The 14,028-nt window shown below is 71.1% G+C and carries 8 protein-coding genes; 4 read left to right on the forward strand and 4 right to left on the reverse strand.

Features of this window, described 5'->3' with window-relative positions; all coding sequences use genetic code 11:
• Positions 1-146: 146 nt before the first annotated feature.
• Entirely contained in the window at positions 147-4,523 is a 4,377-nt protein-coding gene (locus E1269_RS21495) for an SdrD B-like domain-containing protein (RefSeq protein WP_131898349.1), read from the forward strand.
• A gap of 235 nt (positions 4,524-4,758) precedes the next feature.
• Positions 4,759-5,313: an RNA polymerase sigma factor gene (locus E1269_RS21500; protein ID WP_131898351.1), complete on the forward strand. Its 555-nt coding sequence runs from the start codon at positions 4,759-4,761 to the stop codon at positions 5,311-5,313.
• Between the two features lie 26 nt (positions 5,314-5,339).
• Here E1269_RS21500 and E1269_RS21505 read toward each other — a convergent pair whose 3' ends face one another.
• Positions 5,340-7,808, reverse strand: a complete 2,469-nt coding sequence (locus E1269_RS21505; protein WP_131898353.1) for a LuxR C-terminal-related transcriptional regulator — start codon at positions 7,806-7,808, stop codon at positions 5,340-5,342.
• Positions 7,809-8,041: 233 nt separating this feature from the next.
• Here E1269_RS21505 and E1269_RS21510 point away from each other — a divergent pair, with 233 nt between their 5' ends.
• Entirely contained in the window at positions 8,042-10,807 is a 2,766-nt protein-coding gene (locus tag E1269_RS21510; RefSeq protein WP_131898355.1) for a helix-turn-helix transcriptional regulator, read from the forward strand.
• On the opposite strand, the gene E1269_RS21515 is transcribed toward E1269_RS21510, so the two are convergent.
• Entirely contained in the window at positions 10,795-11,307 is a 513-nt protein-coding gene (locus tag E1269_RS21515; protein ID WP_162606556.1) for an RNA polymerase sigma factor, read from the reverse strand. The two genes, E1269_RS21510 and E1269_RS21515, sit on opposite strands and share 13 nt — an antisense overlap.
• A gap of 615 nt (positions 11,308-11,922) precedes the next feature.
• Between E1269_RS21515 and E1269_RS21520 the strand changes: the two genes are divergently transcribed.
• Positions 11,923-12,456 (forward strand): ANTAR domain-containing protein, encoded by a 534-nt coding sequence (locus E1269_RS21520; RefSeq protein WP_131898359.1) that lies wholly within the window; start codon positions 11,923-11,925, stop codon positions 12,454-12,456.
• Positions 12,457-12,477: 21 nt separating this feature from the next.
• On the opposite strand, the gene E1269_RS21525 is transcribed toward E1269_RS21520, so the two are convergent.
• A complete protein-coding gene (locus tag E1269_RS21525) occupies positions 12,478-12,879 on the reverse strand; it encodes a hypothetical protein (RefSeq protein WP_131898361.1) in 402 nt (133 codons plus the stop codon).
• Between the two features lie 41 nt (positions 12,880-12,920).
• The gene (locus E1269_RS21530) at positions 12,921-14,012 is read right to left on the reverse strand and encodes a baeRF2 domain-containing protein (protein WP_131898363.1); all 1,092 of its coding nucleotides are present in this window, start codon (positions 14,010-14,012) and stop codon (positions 12,921-12,923) included.
• Between the last annotated feature and the right edge of the window lie 16 nt (positions 14,013-14,028).

Genomic DNA, 14,028 nt, shown 5'->3' on the forward strand with positions numbered 1-14,028 from the left:
GGGGGACGGCGCAGGTGCGACGGACAGCTAGGGAGGACCTGCCAGTGAGATCGCTGAAACGACGCGGAGACCGACCAGGCGACGACCAGGTGAGACGAGCATCACGGCGGACGGTTCGAGCAGCAGGTGCTCTGACCGCACTCGGCGTGGTCGGCTCGACGCTGGCCGGGGCGGGTGCGACCCTGCCCGCCGCTCAGGCCGCGCCGGGCGACGCCATCACCGGCACCATCTGGCAGGACTACGACTCCGACGGGATGCTGGACACCTTCGAGGACTCCGGGCTGCTGGAAGGCATCGAGGTTTACGCCTACGACGCTGACGGCAACATCGCCGGCCCGGTCACCACCGCGGCCGACGGGACGTACTCGCTGCCCGTGACGAGCGACGCCGGCCCGTGGCGAGTCGAGGCCAACGTGCCGGACACCCCGGAGTGGGAGGAATGGCGCGACTCCGTGGTCGGCCGCGCGGCCGGGTCGAGCAACGGCACCACGGTGCAGTTCGTCGACACCGTCCCCGCCGCCGAAGTCGACTTCTCCTTCCAGGTGCCCAGCACGTTCGTGGAGAACAACCCATACGTGTACCTGCCGACGTTCCGCTTCGGCGGGCATGACGGTGACCAGTCCGCCGACTTCGGTGGGGCGGCGCATGAGTACGAAGCGATGAGTCCGAACGACTCGACCCCGGTCCCGACCACCATGCAGGTGCCGTTCGGCCAAGTCGGCGCCACCTACGGCACCGCGTGGCAGCGGGCCGAGGAGCCAGGCGGCACCGGGACGGTGTTCGCCTCGGCGTATGTACGGCGGCACACTGGCCTTGGCCCCGGTGGGATCGACGCGATTTACCGGGTCACGCCGGACGGCGGGACGCCGGACTCGCCGACTGCGAGCGCAGGCCTCTTCGTCAACCTGTCGGACTACGGCATTGACGTCGGCAGCGACTCCGACCCCGGTGCATTGCCGGGCGACCCCAACGGCCTGCGGCCGGTGGTGAGCACCGACAACCCGGCCTACAACTGGATCATGGACGCCCAGGCGTGGGACAAGGTCGGCCGCGTCGGCCTCGGCGCCATGGAGATCTCCAACGACCAGGAATCGCTGTTCGCCGTCAACCTCCACAACCGGTCCCTGGTCGAGATCGAGATCAGCCGTGACGGCACGCAGGTGCTCGACGTGACCGAGCATGAGCTGGACGCGTACTTCCCGGACAACAGCAACCTGCGGCCCCACGGCATCTCGGCCAACCCGCTGACCAACGAGATGTACCTGACGGTCACCGACACCGCGGAGGGTGGCCCTCGGACTGACCTGCACGCCTACGTGTACGCGTTCGACCCGGCCGACCCCACCAATCTGCGTGAGGTCTTGGAGTTCCCGCTCCACTACGACCGTGGCCTGTTCAACGGCAATCTCTACAGCGCGAGCTACCAACCGTGGAGCACCAACTCCGCGGACTGGCTCCAATTCCAGCAGGGGATCATCATGTACTCCTCGGTGCCGATCGTGGCGGACGCGCGCTATCTGCACGGTGACCTGATCATCGGTATCCGCGATCTGGGTGGTGACCTTTTCGGGTATCTCACCCATCTCGCTCCGGACAACAACGCAGAAGTGGTCGCTCGCTCGCTCGGCGGCGAGCTGTTGAAGGCCGGCTCCAACGGTGACGGCACCTGGTCCATCGAGCAGAACGGCCAGGTCAACGGGCAGCAGGGTGCCACGACGCAGGTCACCCTGAAAGGCCCGAACGGTCAGCCGGGCAAGTTCTTCATGGACACGTGGGTGAACAGCGCCGAGCACCTCGGTGCCACGCTGGTCGTGCCGAGCCGTGCGGACGGCATCCTGGCGACCGGCATCCACGTCGCCGAGGCCGGCTACCAGGCCGGCACCCGCCGGTTCTTCCAAGACAACGGCACGCTCGTAGAGCCGCGCGGTGCGGCGATCATCGTCAACACCGCGGCGACCCGTACGGCGAAGGGCAACAGCCTGGGTGAGCTGACCGCGATGGCGTCGGCGGCGCCGATCGAGATCGGCAACTACGTCTGGTACGACGTCGACAATGACGGCATCCAAGACCCCGACGAGACGCCGGTCGAAGGTGCCACCGTCAACCTGTACGAGGTGGACGCCGACGGCAACCGCACGCTCGTCAGCACCACGACGACCGACGCGAACGGCCAGTACTACTTCTCGTCCAATGACGAGGACTACCAGCTGCAGACACACACCGACTACGTCGTCGGCGTGGACAACCCGGTCGACTACGAAGCCGGCGGGCCGCTGGAGAACTGGTATCCGACGGTCCCCGACACCGGCGACGCCGACTCCGTCGACCCGGACCGCAACGACTCCGACGGTTTGGTCGAGGAGACCGAGGAGGGATCGTTCCCGTATGCCGCCATCACCACGGGCGGGCCGGGCGAGAACGACCACACGATCGACTTCGGCTACTCGAACATCGACTACGAGTTCGACAAACGGATGGTGTCCGGTCCGACGGAGAACCTCGACGACGACGGCACGTGGACCATCACCTATGAGCTGGTCGCCGAGAACACCGGCATGATCGACGGTGCGTACCTGCTCACCGACGACCTCACCGGGTACGGCGAGGGCATCGAGGTGGTCGACACCCAGGTGGTGTCCGGTCCGCCGGAGGCCGACGGGCTGCTGAACCCGAACTGGGACGGCACCAGTGACCTGAACGTCGTCACCGGCGAAGTGCCGATCGAAGCGCAGTCGACAGTCGAAAACGGCACCGAGCACATCTACACGCTGACGGTGACGGTCGCGCTGGAGACCGACCCGGAGACCGGTGAGGCGGTCGTGACGCCCGACCAGCTGGCCTGCACGCCGGACCAGGTACCGGGTGAGGGCACGACTGGGCTGTTCAACACCGCCACGATGGACCCGACCAACCATGAAGACCTCACCGACAACGAGTGCAGCGAGCTGCCGCTGGTCACGCTGGACAAGACCGTGGTCACCGAGCCGCACGTCGTGGACCGGGAGAACCAGCCGGGCGTGTGGGAGATCACCTACGGCCTCACCGTCACCAACGAGACCGAGGTGCCCACCGACTACGACCTCGAGGACCGGCTCCGCTTCGGCACCGGCATCGAGATCGTCGACGGCTCGGTCGTCGCCGAGAACACGGTGCCGGGCACCATCGAGACCCGGCCGGAGTACGACGGCGTCACCGACCTGTTGATCGTCGAGGACGAGCCGATCGGGGCGCTGGAGTCGCACGAGTACACCGTCACGGTGCAGTTCACGCTCGACCTGCCGAACCCGCCCGCGCAGCCCGACCCGTCGGACTGCACGCTGGTGAGCGGCGAGGAGGACGGCACCGGCCTGTACAACGACGCCACCAGCTCGTTCAACTCCTACCCGGACAGCGACAACGAGTGCCGTGAGGTCGGCGACCCGGGGCACACCAAGTCGCTGATCTCGGCCGAGTCGATCGGCGACGGCCAGTGGCAGATCGTCTACGGCATCGAGGTGATCAACAAGGGTGTCGCGCCGACGCTCTACGATCTGGAGGACGAGCTGCACTTCACCGACCAGGTGTCGGTCGTCTCCGCGGACGTCACGGCCGCTCCTGACGAGGTGACGCTGTTCGACCCGCCGTGGGACGGGCAGGACCAGCTCGTCATCGCCGAGGAGGTGCCGCTCCTGGGCACCGACGACGAGGGCTACACGTCGCACCAGTACGAGCTGACCGTCATCGCGGAGGTGCCGTTGCAGTTCGACTTCGGCGAGGACGGCTCCGACCCGACCGCCTGCCCGGGCGAGGGCACGGACCCGCACGCGGACACGGCGTTCAACAACGTGTCCACGCTGACCGACGAGGCCGGCCTGGAAGACGAGGACGAAGCCTGCGCCGAACCGCCGTCGATCGACATCGACAAGACGGTCAGCAGCGAGCCGACCGCCAACGACGACGGCACGTGGACCATCACGTACGACCTGGTGGCCACGAACAGCGGTCAGGGTGACGGCGTCTACACCGTCATCGACCAGCTCCGTTACGGCGAGGGCTTCGACGTCGAGGACTCCCAGGTGATCACCACCCCGGAGGATGTGACGCCGCTGGACACGTGGACCGGTCAAGGGCCGGAGGGCGACCCGGTGAACGTCATCGCCGAGGACGTTCCGCTCGCCGCCGGCGGGGTGCACACCTACCAGGTTCAGGTGATCTTCACCCTCGACGAGGACGCCATGACCGAGGAGTCGATGCAGTGCCCGGAGTCCGGCTCCGGCGAGAACGGCGCCCTGGCCAACAGCACCGGGATCGAGCACAACGACCTCACCGACGAGGACGAGGCGTGCATGGAGCCCGAGGAGCCGGGCGAGCCGGACAGCCCGGACGACCCGGAACCGCCGACCGACGATGACGACGATCTGCCCGACACCGGTGGGAACGTGACGCTCCTGCTGCTGGCGGCCGGTCTGCTCGTCATCGCCGGTGGCACCGGCGTGGCGTTCACCCGGCGCCGCAACACCGGCTCGGGCGGCCTGACCAGCTGACCCGGCGGCGCAGAACACGCTGGGCCCGGTGCTCCGTTCACACGGAGTGCCGGGCCCAGCACATGCGGCCCGCCGTGCGCGACATCACACCGCGCTGACCGTGGCCGCCAGGCGGTTTGTGACGGAATTCGCGGGCCGATTTGCGGTGCATTGCGGCAATATCGTGTTTCCCCCTCGGCCGTTCGTGTGGGCACTGCCGACGCGGTGGACCCCCACGGGCCGCGAGCGTCTGATCATGACCACCGGGTGGGACCGTTATGACGAGGTCACGGCACTGCTCGACCGCGCCAACGCCGGCGACGAAGCGGCGTTCGTCGACCTCTACCGGGAGGTCGCGCCGCTGGCCAGGCGCGCCGCCCGCCGGATCGTGCGCGACGGCCACGCCGTGGACGACCTGGTGCAGGAGACCTTCTACCTCGTGCTCAACGCCGTCCGCTCCGGACACGGGCCGCGCGAGTCGTTCCACGGCTACGTGCTGGCCACCGTCCGGCGCCTGGCTTACCGCCACTCGGGCCAGCAGAAGCGCACGGTCGCCATCCACGACCCGGTCGTGTGGGACCGGCTGCTGGGTCGCACCCCGGCCGCCGACGCCGACGGCGACCGCATCGCGGCCGCCTGGGCCGGCCTCCCGGCCCGCTGGCGCCAGGTCCTGTGGCTCGTCGACGTCGAGGACTACGCACCAGCAGAACTTGCCCCGCGCATGGCGATGACGCCCAACGCCGTCTCCAGCCTGGCCACGCGGGCCCGCCGCGCCCTCCGGGCCGCCTACCTCGCGGCCGCCGATGCCTGAGCCGTACCGGGGCGAGGTGGCGGCGCTCATTCCGACGGCAGCAGCGCCAGCGCCGTGGCGACCCTGACGGCCTCGTGCCGGTTGGCGACACCGAGCTTGCGGTAGATGGACCGCGTCGTGGTCTTCAGCGTGTTCACCGACACGAACAAGGCCTTGGCGATGTCGGCGAGTGTCTCAGGGCCGACCAGCGAGGCCAGTACCTGGGACTCGCGCCCGGACAGTGTCGGCAGGGACCCGGTGTTGGCCCGGTGCAGCACGGCGATCTCGGTGGCCAGCGCCGCGGGCGGGCCGTCGAGCAGACCGCCGGCGATCGCCTCGCGCAGCGCCGGCAGCAACAGGATGGGCCGGCGCGAGCCGGTCCGTTCGATCAGCGCCAGCAGGTGGTGAACGTGCGGCCTTGCGCTGATGCCGCGCTGCAGTGCGCTCTCGGCCCGCAGTGCATGAAGGTCGGCGCGGACGGTGAGCGGGGCGACGCCGCCGGCATCGGCCAGGGCCGCGAGCTCGCGGTCGGCCGTCAGCGGGTCGCCCGCCGCCAGGTGGGCGCGGGCTCGGGTGGCCGTCAGCACCGCCTCGTGCCCGTGCGGTGCGATCGCGCCCTCCAGTTCCAGCGCGGCGGCCTTGGGGTCGTCGCGAGCCAGCTGGACGTGAGCGCGGGCGATCGTGGCGAGCAGTCGGTTCAGCGGCAGGCGGTTGGAGGGGTAGTCGTGGCCGCACAGCAGCTCGGCTTGGCCGGCCGCGGTCTCGTCGCCGCGCAGCAGGGCCAGCACCGACCACGCCAGCGCCAGCCGTGCCGCTGGCGGGACGGCGTCGTGCTCCAACCGTCGCTGCGCCTCGTGCAGCACGGCAGCGACGCCCGTGGTGCGCCCCTGTTCCAGGTCGAGCATGCCTCGGGTGAGGTGGACGTGGTCGGTGAACTGGTTGCCCGACCAGCCGTTGCGGTCGGCCAGGTCAGTGGCGGACTTGACCTGCCGTCGTGCGGCCGCGAGGTCGCCGCGCAGCACCGACGTGTACGAGCGCAGAGCCTCGCAGTTGGCCTCGTGCCAGGCGGCGCCGGCGTGCCGAGCCGCGGTGACCGCGGCGCCCAGGACGGTCTCGGCCAGGTCGAGGTCGCCCTCGGCCAGCCGGTTGGCCCCGGCCTGCCACTCGAAGTAGATCAGCCGGTCGGTGAGGGCTCGTCGTTCGGCGTCGGTGGCGGCGTCGACGAGGGTCCGGCCGGACCGCTCAGCGGCCTGGGCGGCCGCGGCGTCGCCCAGGCTGCGGCCCTGCACCATCTGGAAGGACCGGATGGTCAGCAGGGTTGCGCTGAGCGTGCCCTGGTCGACCAGCGCGTCGGCTTGGCCGACGCGGCGCGCGAACGTGGTGAGGTCCGGCGGCGGCGCCAGCGCCGAGACCGCGGCGAGCAGCAGGAGGACGGGGTCGGCGGCGAGGACGTCCTCGGGCAGCGTGTTGACCGCTGGCAGCAGGTCGGTGAACTGGCCGCGCGCGACGGCCGGCTCCCAGCTGGCCCGGACCACGCCCCCGGCGGTCACCTTGTCCAGCGAGCTGTCCACGACCAGCGGCAGCGCGTCGGCGGTGCGGCCGTGCGCCACCAGGAAGCGCACCGCCTCGGTGAGCAGGTCGATCCGGCGGCCGGGATGCCGCACGTCGAGGTCGGCCAGCAGGTTGTGGCGGATCGGCTCGGGCAGGCGCCAGTGGGTGTCCGAAGCGGGCACCACCCAGCCCGCTGCGGCCCAGCGGTCGATCAGCCGTGCCGGTGCGGCCCGCTCCGGTACCGCGTCGCCGTCCAGCAGCAGCCGGAGTACGGCCGCGTCGAACCGCGGTGCTGCGGCCGCGGCGGTCAGCAGGTCGCGTTCGGCAGCGGGCAGGTCACCGAGGACGTCGACGCGGACGAACCGGTCGGTCAGGTCGCGCAGCCGCCGCTCGGGCATCGTCGGGTCGGACCGGCGCGACCGCAGCGCCGCGACGACCAGAGCCGGCCATCCCTCCGTCGTCCGCCCGATCTCGACGACGTCGTCCGCACTCAGCGGAACGTCCATCCGGTCGGCCAGCTGCCGGATCTCATCGGCGTCGAAAAGCAGGTCCTGCGTGCCGACGACGTCGATGGTGCCGTCGAGGACGCGGTCGGCCGTCACCCAGGACGGCAAGGACCGGGCGGCGACGACCAGGCGGCGGCCCTGCTCCTGGGCCGACCGCAGCGGCGCCCGGACGGCGTCGTCGTCGAGGCCGGGAAGATCGTCGACGACGACGGTGTCCGGCTCGGCGGCAACAGCCCGTCGCAGCGCCTCTGGGTCGCCGTCGGGACCGATACGCTCGACGCCGCCCGGCTGCAGAGCGCGGACCACGTCGTGCAGCAACACCGACTTGCCCAGCCCTGGTGGCCCGTGCACGACGACGACCGCTGCAGCGGAAGTGCCGGTCACCATCTCGATCAAGCGGTCGCGGATGAGGATCGGCCGGTGTTCGGCGCTTTGCCGAGCGCTCGCCGGAAATGTCATGAATATGCTCCCCCCGCGCCTTTGCCCGATTCGTTCGCCTTGATCCTCGGGTGCGGCGCTGTTGTGGATCTTAGCTTCACCCCATGCATCACCCCCAGTTCCACCCCTAGCCATTCGTCACGAGTTGGTAGCAATGCCGTCGTGGGTGTGTGCCGGTGAGCGATGCTGGATTCAAGATCGCGAATGAATGGGGGGCCCGGCGATGGCTGCAATCGCAGGGTTAGGGGAATTGGGTGGATATCGATGCGCGCGACCAGGTTATCGGTCGCGATAGGGAGCAAGGCAGGATTCGCGGTGTCTTGTCGCGATTGGCGGCGGGCACGGGTGGCGCGGTCGTGGTGGAGGGGGCGGCGGGCGTCGGCAAGACCGCACTGGTGCGTGAACTGGCACGGCAGGCGAGGTCTGGCGAGGTGCCGGGCCTCGGTGAGGTCGCGGTCACCTCGGTGGTGGGGTCCGCGGCCGAGCGCGAGTGGTCGTACTCCGGTCTGCATCTGGTGATGTCGGCCGTGGTGGGTTCGCTGGCAGCGGACCAGCGTGCCGTTGCCGCGGACCTGGTCGACGAGCTGACCAACCGCCTGGACGACGCGGGCAGTGCCTACGAGGTGGCCCTGCGGGTCCAGACGCTGGTGAGCCGGGTGTCGCAGCCGGTCGTGGTCGCCATCGACGACGCGCACCGACTCGACCCGCCGTCGCTGGACGTGCTGGGCTTCGTCGCCCGGCGGCTCGCGACGGTGCCGGTCGCGCTGCTGATCGTCGTCGACGTCGCCGACGACGTGGCGCCGCTGCGTGGGCTTCCGGTCGTCAGCATCGGAGAGCTGACCGCCGGTGACGCGGCCGAGCTGGTTCGGCTTGCCGGCGGGCCACACACGCTGCACAGCGTGGGCGCCCGGATCGCGGCCCGGGTCGGCGGCAACCCGCGGGCCCTGCTGGACGTCGTCGCGCGCATCCCGGACGTGCAGTTGCTCGGCCAGGTGGAGCTGGACCGGAACCTCCCGCACTCGCCGGTGCTGCAGGCGCTGCAACTGCCGGAGCTCGCCGTCCTCGACGAGGACCAGCGGTTCGCGCTGCTGGTGGCGACCGGCAGCGAGGACGGCCGGCTCGCCCCGGTGCTGCAGTCGCTCGGCGCACCGGACTCGCCGCACGTGGCCTGGCTCTTCGCCGAGCACGTGAACCGCGCCGACGGCACGTTCACGCTGAAGCGTCCTGGGGTGCGCTCGATCATGTGGCAGGCAGCGACACTCGCCGAGCGGGACCGCGCGCACCAGGCGCTGGCCGGCGCGTACGCCGGCACGGACCCCGGCCGGCAGCTGTGGCACCTGGCGCAGACCCGGCACGAGGTCGACGACGAGCTGGCTACGCGGCTGGACGGCGTCGCGGCCGAGTCGTTGGCCCGCGGCGAGGTGGAGCGGTCCCTGGCCTTCGCGCGGGAGGCGGTGCGGCTGACGTCCAAGCCGGGCGAGCGCATCGTCCGGCTGCTGCGGACCGGGCGGTTCGCCGTCCTCGCCGGCCGGCTGGACGAGGCGGTGCACATCGCCCGGGAGCGGTTCCGGCTGGACACGACGGTCGAGCAGCGCGCGGACTTCGCCCTCTTGGAGGTTCAGGCGCGCAACCTGCTCGACGGCGAGGTCGCGACCGGCCTGGTCAGCCGGCACGTGGAGGAGATCGCGCCGGTCGACCCGAGCCGGGCTGCGGCACTGTACCTGGCCGCGGCGCTGGGTCTGGCCGGCCGGATGGAGCAGGCCGAGTCGGCCCGCTTCCTCGCGCTCGCCGAGCAGTACGGCGACTGCGCCGACAGCGACATCTGGGTAAACCGGCGACGGGTCGCCGCGGTCCTCGCGTCGATCAGCGGCGAGCTGGACCGGGCCGTCGAGCTCGTCGACGCCGATCAGAAGGGTGAGGGGGACCTGTTCGTCGGTGCCGTAGGCGCCCTGATCCACGCCACTGTGCTGGTGAACGCGGAGCGGTTCGACCGGGCCCGTCAGTTGCTGCATGCGGTGACCGGAGGCGAGTTCGGGGATTCCCCGTTGCTGTTGCGTGTGGCCCTGTCCGGGCTGGTGAAGCTCGAGGTCAGGGCCGGTCGGCTGCGTGAGGCGCGGTCGGCGGCGGCCTGGTGGGACCGCGTCGACGCCGACAGCGCTCACCGCGCCCTCGTCCCCGCGTACATGATCCGGGCGCACGCGTTCCTCGGCGAGGACGAGGAGGCGTGGGACCGGCGCCGGCAGGCCGCCGAGGGCGCCCGCCGGCACGGTGACACGTGGGCGACCGCGGTCATGCAGGCCGAGACCGGAGCCTTCCTGCTGCTGCTCGGCCGGTTCGACGAGGCGCTCTCCGTCCTCGACCACGCCCGCCGGTACGCGCTGGAACACGCCGACCCGTCATTGCTGGGCGTGGAGCCGGACTTCATCGAGGCCTGCGCCCGCAGCGGCGAGCATGACCGCGCCGTCATCGCCCTGGCCGAGTTCGAGCTGCGGGCGGAGCGGGTGCCGACGGCCTGGGCCCGGCACACCCTGGCTCGCTGCCGGGCGCTCGTCAGCGAGGGCGAGCATGCGCTCAAGCTGTTCCGCGACGCGGTGGAGATCGGTACCGACACGGTGTCGCAGGTCGAGCAGGCCCGCACGCTGTTGTGCTTCGGCGAGCGCCTGCGCCGCCTGGGCCGGCGCACCGAGGCGCGAACCTGGCTGCAGCGCACCATCGTGCTGGCCCAGGAGTGCGGGGCCGCGGCGCTGGTGGACCGGGCCGGGCAGGAGCTCGGCGCTGCCGGCGGCTCGGTGCCGGCGACGGCCCGGCTGAGCGATCTCACCGACGCCGAGCACCGCATCGCGGCGCTGGTCGCGAGCGGAAAGCGGAACCGGGAGATCGCCGCGGAGCTGTTCGTCTCGGTGCGGACCGTGGAGGCGCACCTCGGGCGGATCTTCCGCAAGCTCGGCATCCGCTCGCGCACCGAGCTGACCAGCATGGTGGTCAGCGGTGCCGACGACACCGGCACTCAGACGTCGTAGGCGGCACGTTGATGTGCGATGTATGCCGTGCGCAACGCCTTCCGGGCGCGGCTGGCCAGGCTCGACACGGCGTTCGGCGTCATGTCCAGGGCCGGCGCCAGCTCGGCGGGCGAGTACCGGTCGACCTCCAGCTGCCACAGGACGGCGCGCCAGCGGTCGGGCAGACCCGCCCACGCGGCGGCGATGTCGTCGAGCTGGGTCGACCCCGGGACCGGCTCACCGACGACTTGCTGCGGGTCGACGTCGGCGGTGACGACCAGCCGCTGCTGCCGGCTGGTCTGCCGGAAGGCGAGCCGCCGGACCGTCGACAGCAGGTAACCGAGGAAGGAGTCGTCCGGTCCGCCGCCGCGGCGGATCGCGCGCAGCACGATGTAGAACGCTTCCTGGACGAGGTCGTCGGCGTCGTGCCGGTCCGCGACCATCCGGCGGGCCGTCCTGCGGGCGGTGGGCGCGAAGCTCTCGTACAACTCGGCGAATGCCTCGGCGTCCCCCTTCCGCACCCGGCGCAGCAGATTTCTCTCGTCACTTCGTCCACCCCTGATCACGGAAGAAACGGTTCCGCTCAGGGCTATTTCGGCACATCCTGGTAATCCACATACTTTCCCTACGTATCCCACGCGGGGGGACAGTGCAATTGGGGCATTGGCCGCCAAATGGGGTGCTTCTGCTGCGTCCGTGGCTGGCGTCGCTCGCAGCGCATGCCAACGGCGTCGAAATGATCACGTTCAGCAGGATCCCCTGAACATCACCATGATTGCGAGCATGGTGCGACACGAGATTTCGTGCTGAACGTGACCATTTCGGGCTCTTCTGACGCATCCATCGATCGCGGCGGACGGGATGTGGGTTCGGAGAAAGTTGCGGTGCGTGCGTGCTGATCGCCCGGGGCGTCGCCTCTTATCAAGTGACGGGGCGCTTGCCGGTGGTCCGTCGACGGGGGATCCGTCGCTCCGCTCCTTGAAGCCCCCCTTCCGGGAGCGGAGCGACCGACGCCGTCATCCGTCGTCGTTGACAGTGCGTCACGGGCCGCGATAGGCAGGTAGGACCGTCCGTCGTCGCCAGCGCCGGCACCCAGCCGTGCGGAGGGCCGGGTGAGGCGCCGGGAGGTGGAAACCGTGCGGTCGAGCCCATCCGCGGAGTTGGCCCAAGTCGCCGCCGTGCTGCATGAGGAGAAGGACGTCGAGAGCACCGTTGACGTCGTGCTCCGGCACGCTCGGGCCATCACCGGTGCCGAAGCAGCCACCGTCGTGCTCACACCGGGTCACGGCGTCGCGATGATGTGGGCAACCTGCGGTTCGCTGGCCCGGACCGGGTGGGCCAGCGTGCTGTCGCTGCGCCTGGACACCCGCCGGACCGCGATCGGCGCGCTGAGCGTCTACAGTCCGCGAGCCCACGCGTTCGGTGGCGACGTCGCCGAGCTCGCCCGGGTCTATGCCCAGCACGCTGCCGTGGCGCTGGCGTCCGCGCAGGCGGAGTCGGGCCTGCGCTGGGCCATGGACGCCCGGCACGTGATCGGGCAGGCGCAGGGCATCCTGATGGAGCGGCACGGTCTGGACGCCGAGACCGCGTTCGCGATGCTGCGCAACAGGGCACGCGACCGCGGCGTGAAGCTGAGCGAGCGGGCCGAGGGGATCGTCGCCGGCGAGTAGGTGCTGCCCGGCGGCGCTGCCTCAGCCGAGCCAGGCGGCGATCAGCCCGACCTCCACCACCAGCACGACGGCGATGGTGAGCCACTGGCGTCCGGTCGGCCACCGGCGGGCGACCGCCGCCACCACCAGCACGGCACCGCCCACGCCCGCGACGACGCCGACAACGGCCTTGCCGGTATCACCTGACAGCAGGCCGGCGACCGCGATGATCAGCGAGAACGTCGCCGTCCCGATGACCATGGAGTCGCGCAGGAACCCTTCGGCCAGGGCACTCAGTGCGGTGGGCACGAAACGGGCCCAGGCGCGGCCGCGCTCGGCGGGGGACCGGGCATCGTCGACGTCGTCGGCCCGACGGCTCGCGGCCCGGAACAGGGCACCGTCGTCGGAGGGATCGGACTCCCGCGCAGGCTCGTCGCCGGACATGCCAGTCACTCTAGCTGGAGCGACCGACACCTCCCGTGGCGTCAGCTGCCCGGGAGGTCCCAGCGCAACATGGCCGCGACTCCGTCGTCGGGCAGCATCTCCGCCCCGGCGAACACGACCTCGGCCGAGCTGCTCGCCGCGGCGGCGAGGACGAGCAGGTCTGCGCGGAGCTCGGCGGCGGACCGCGCGGTCCGCGGCAGCGGCAGGTCGGGATGGTCGGCCGGCCGCACCGTCCGAGCCGCGCTGCGCTCGCCGTCCAGGACCACGGTGTCGAGGCTTCGCTGCACGGCGGCGTCGAGCACGTCCGGTAGGCCGACCGCGACCGCGCTGTCGCGGCCGGCGTGCTCCTCCAGCCGTCGCACCGCCGCGTGCCGGCGGTCGTCGACGGCGCGGCGCACGGCCGCGTCGACGTCGGCGTGCAGGGTGTCGGGCGAGCTTCCCTCGGCCCGGCTGCCGTGCTCGGCCTCGACCAGCCGGTGCGCGATCGACGGGCCGACGGCGGCCCGGATCTCGTGCTTGGCGCGGGGGTCGCCGGCCAGCACGACCAGCCACGGGTCGGTTTCGCAGACCCGCTCGATCTCGGCGGCGACCTCGCGGGCGTTGCCGCGCCACACCTCCTCGGTGGGATTCTGCAGGTCGGCCCGGGCCATGCCGCCGTCAGGCACCTTCGACACGTGCAGGGTCCTGCCGTCCACGGTCCGGGTCAGCTCGGGATCGTCGCCCCAGGCCCGGTAGCAGTACAGGTCCGCCCCGATCCGGTCGGCGACGACGACTACGACCGGCGCGGTGCTGTCGCGGTAGGCGAGCCACGAGGTGACGTCGGGCAGCGGTCCCCAGGTGAGCACCTCGGTGCCGGCCCAGTTCGGCAAAGTCTCGTCCACCTCTACTCCGCCGGGCGTCGCCACGACGAATCGGCCGGCCTTTCCGGGCACACCGGTGGGTTCGAGCAGTCGCTCCACCACCGCGTCGCTCACCGCCGCGGGCGCGCCGGCCTCGTCCAGCCGGGAACGGGCCGCGCGCGCCCGCAGGTCGAACTTCTGCCGGGCATCCTCGGTCGTCCGGCTTACGTCGAACAGTGCGCTCGCATACGGCCCTTCATGGTCGAGGATCCCTGCCAGGGCGTTCATTCGCATTCGTCCTCCTCGGGTC

Source organism: Jiangella asiatica, from assembly GCF_004349065.1.
Classification (GTDB): domain Bacteria; phylum Actinomycetota; class Actinomycetes; order Jiangellales; family Jiangellaceae; genus Jiangella; species Jiangella asiatica.

What these genes read in the sequence shown, in the direction of transcription:
- E1269_RS21525 (WP_131898361.1), bottom strand. Translation starts at nt 12,879, where the DNA reads ATGTCCGGCGACGAGCCTGCGCGGGAGTCCGATCCCTCCGACGACGGT.
- E1269_RS21530 (WP_131898363.1), bottom strand. Translation starts at nt 14,012, where the DNA reads ATGCGAATGAACGCCCTGGCAGGGATCCTCGACCATGAAGGGCCGTAT.
- E1269_RS21505 (WP_131898353.1), bottom strand. Translation starts at nt 7,808, where the DNA reads ATGACATTTCCGGCGAGCGCTCGGCAAAGCGCCGAACACCGGCCGATC.
- E1269_RS21500 (WP_131898351.1), top strand. Translation starts at nt 4,759, where the DNA reads ATGACCACCGGGTGGGACCGTTATGACGAGGTCACGGCACTGCTCGAC.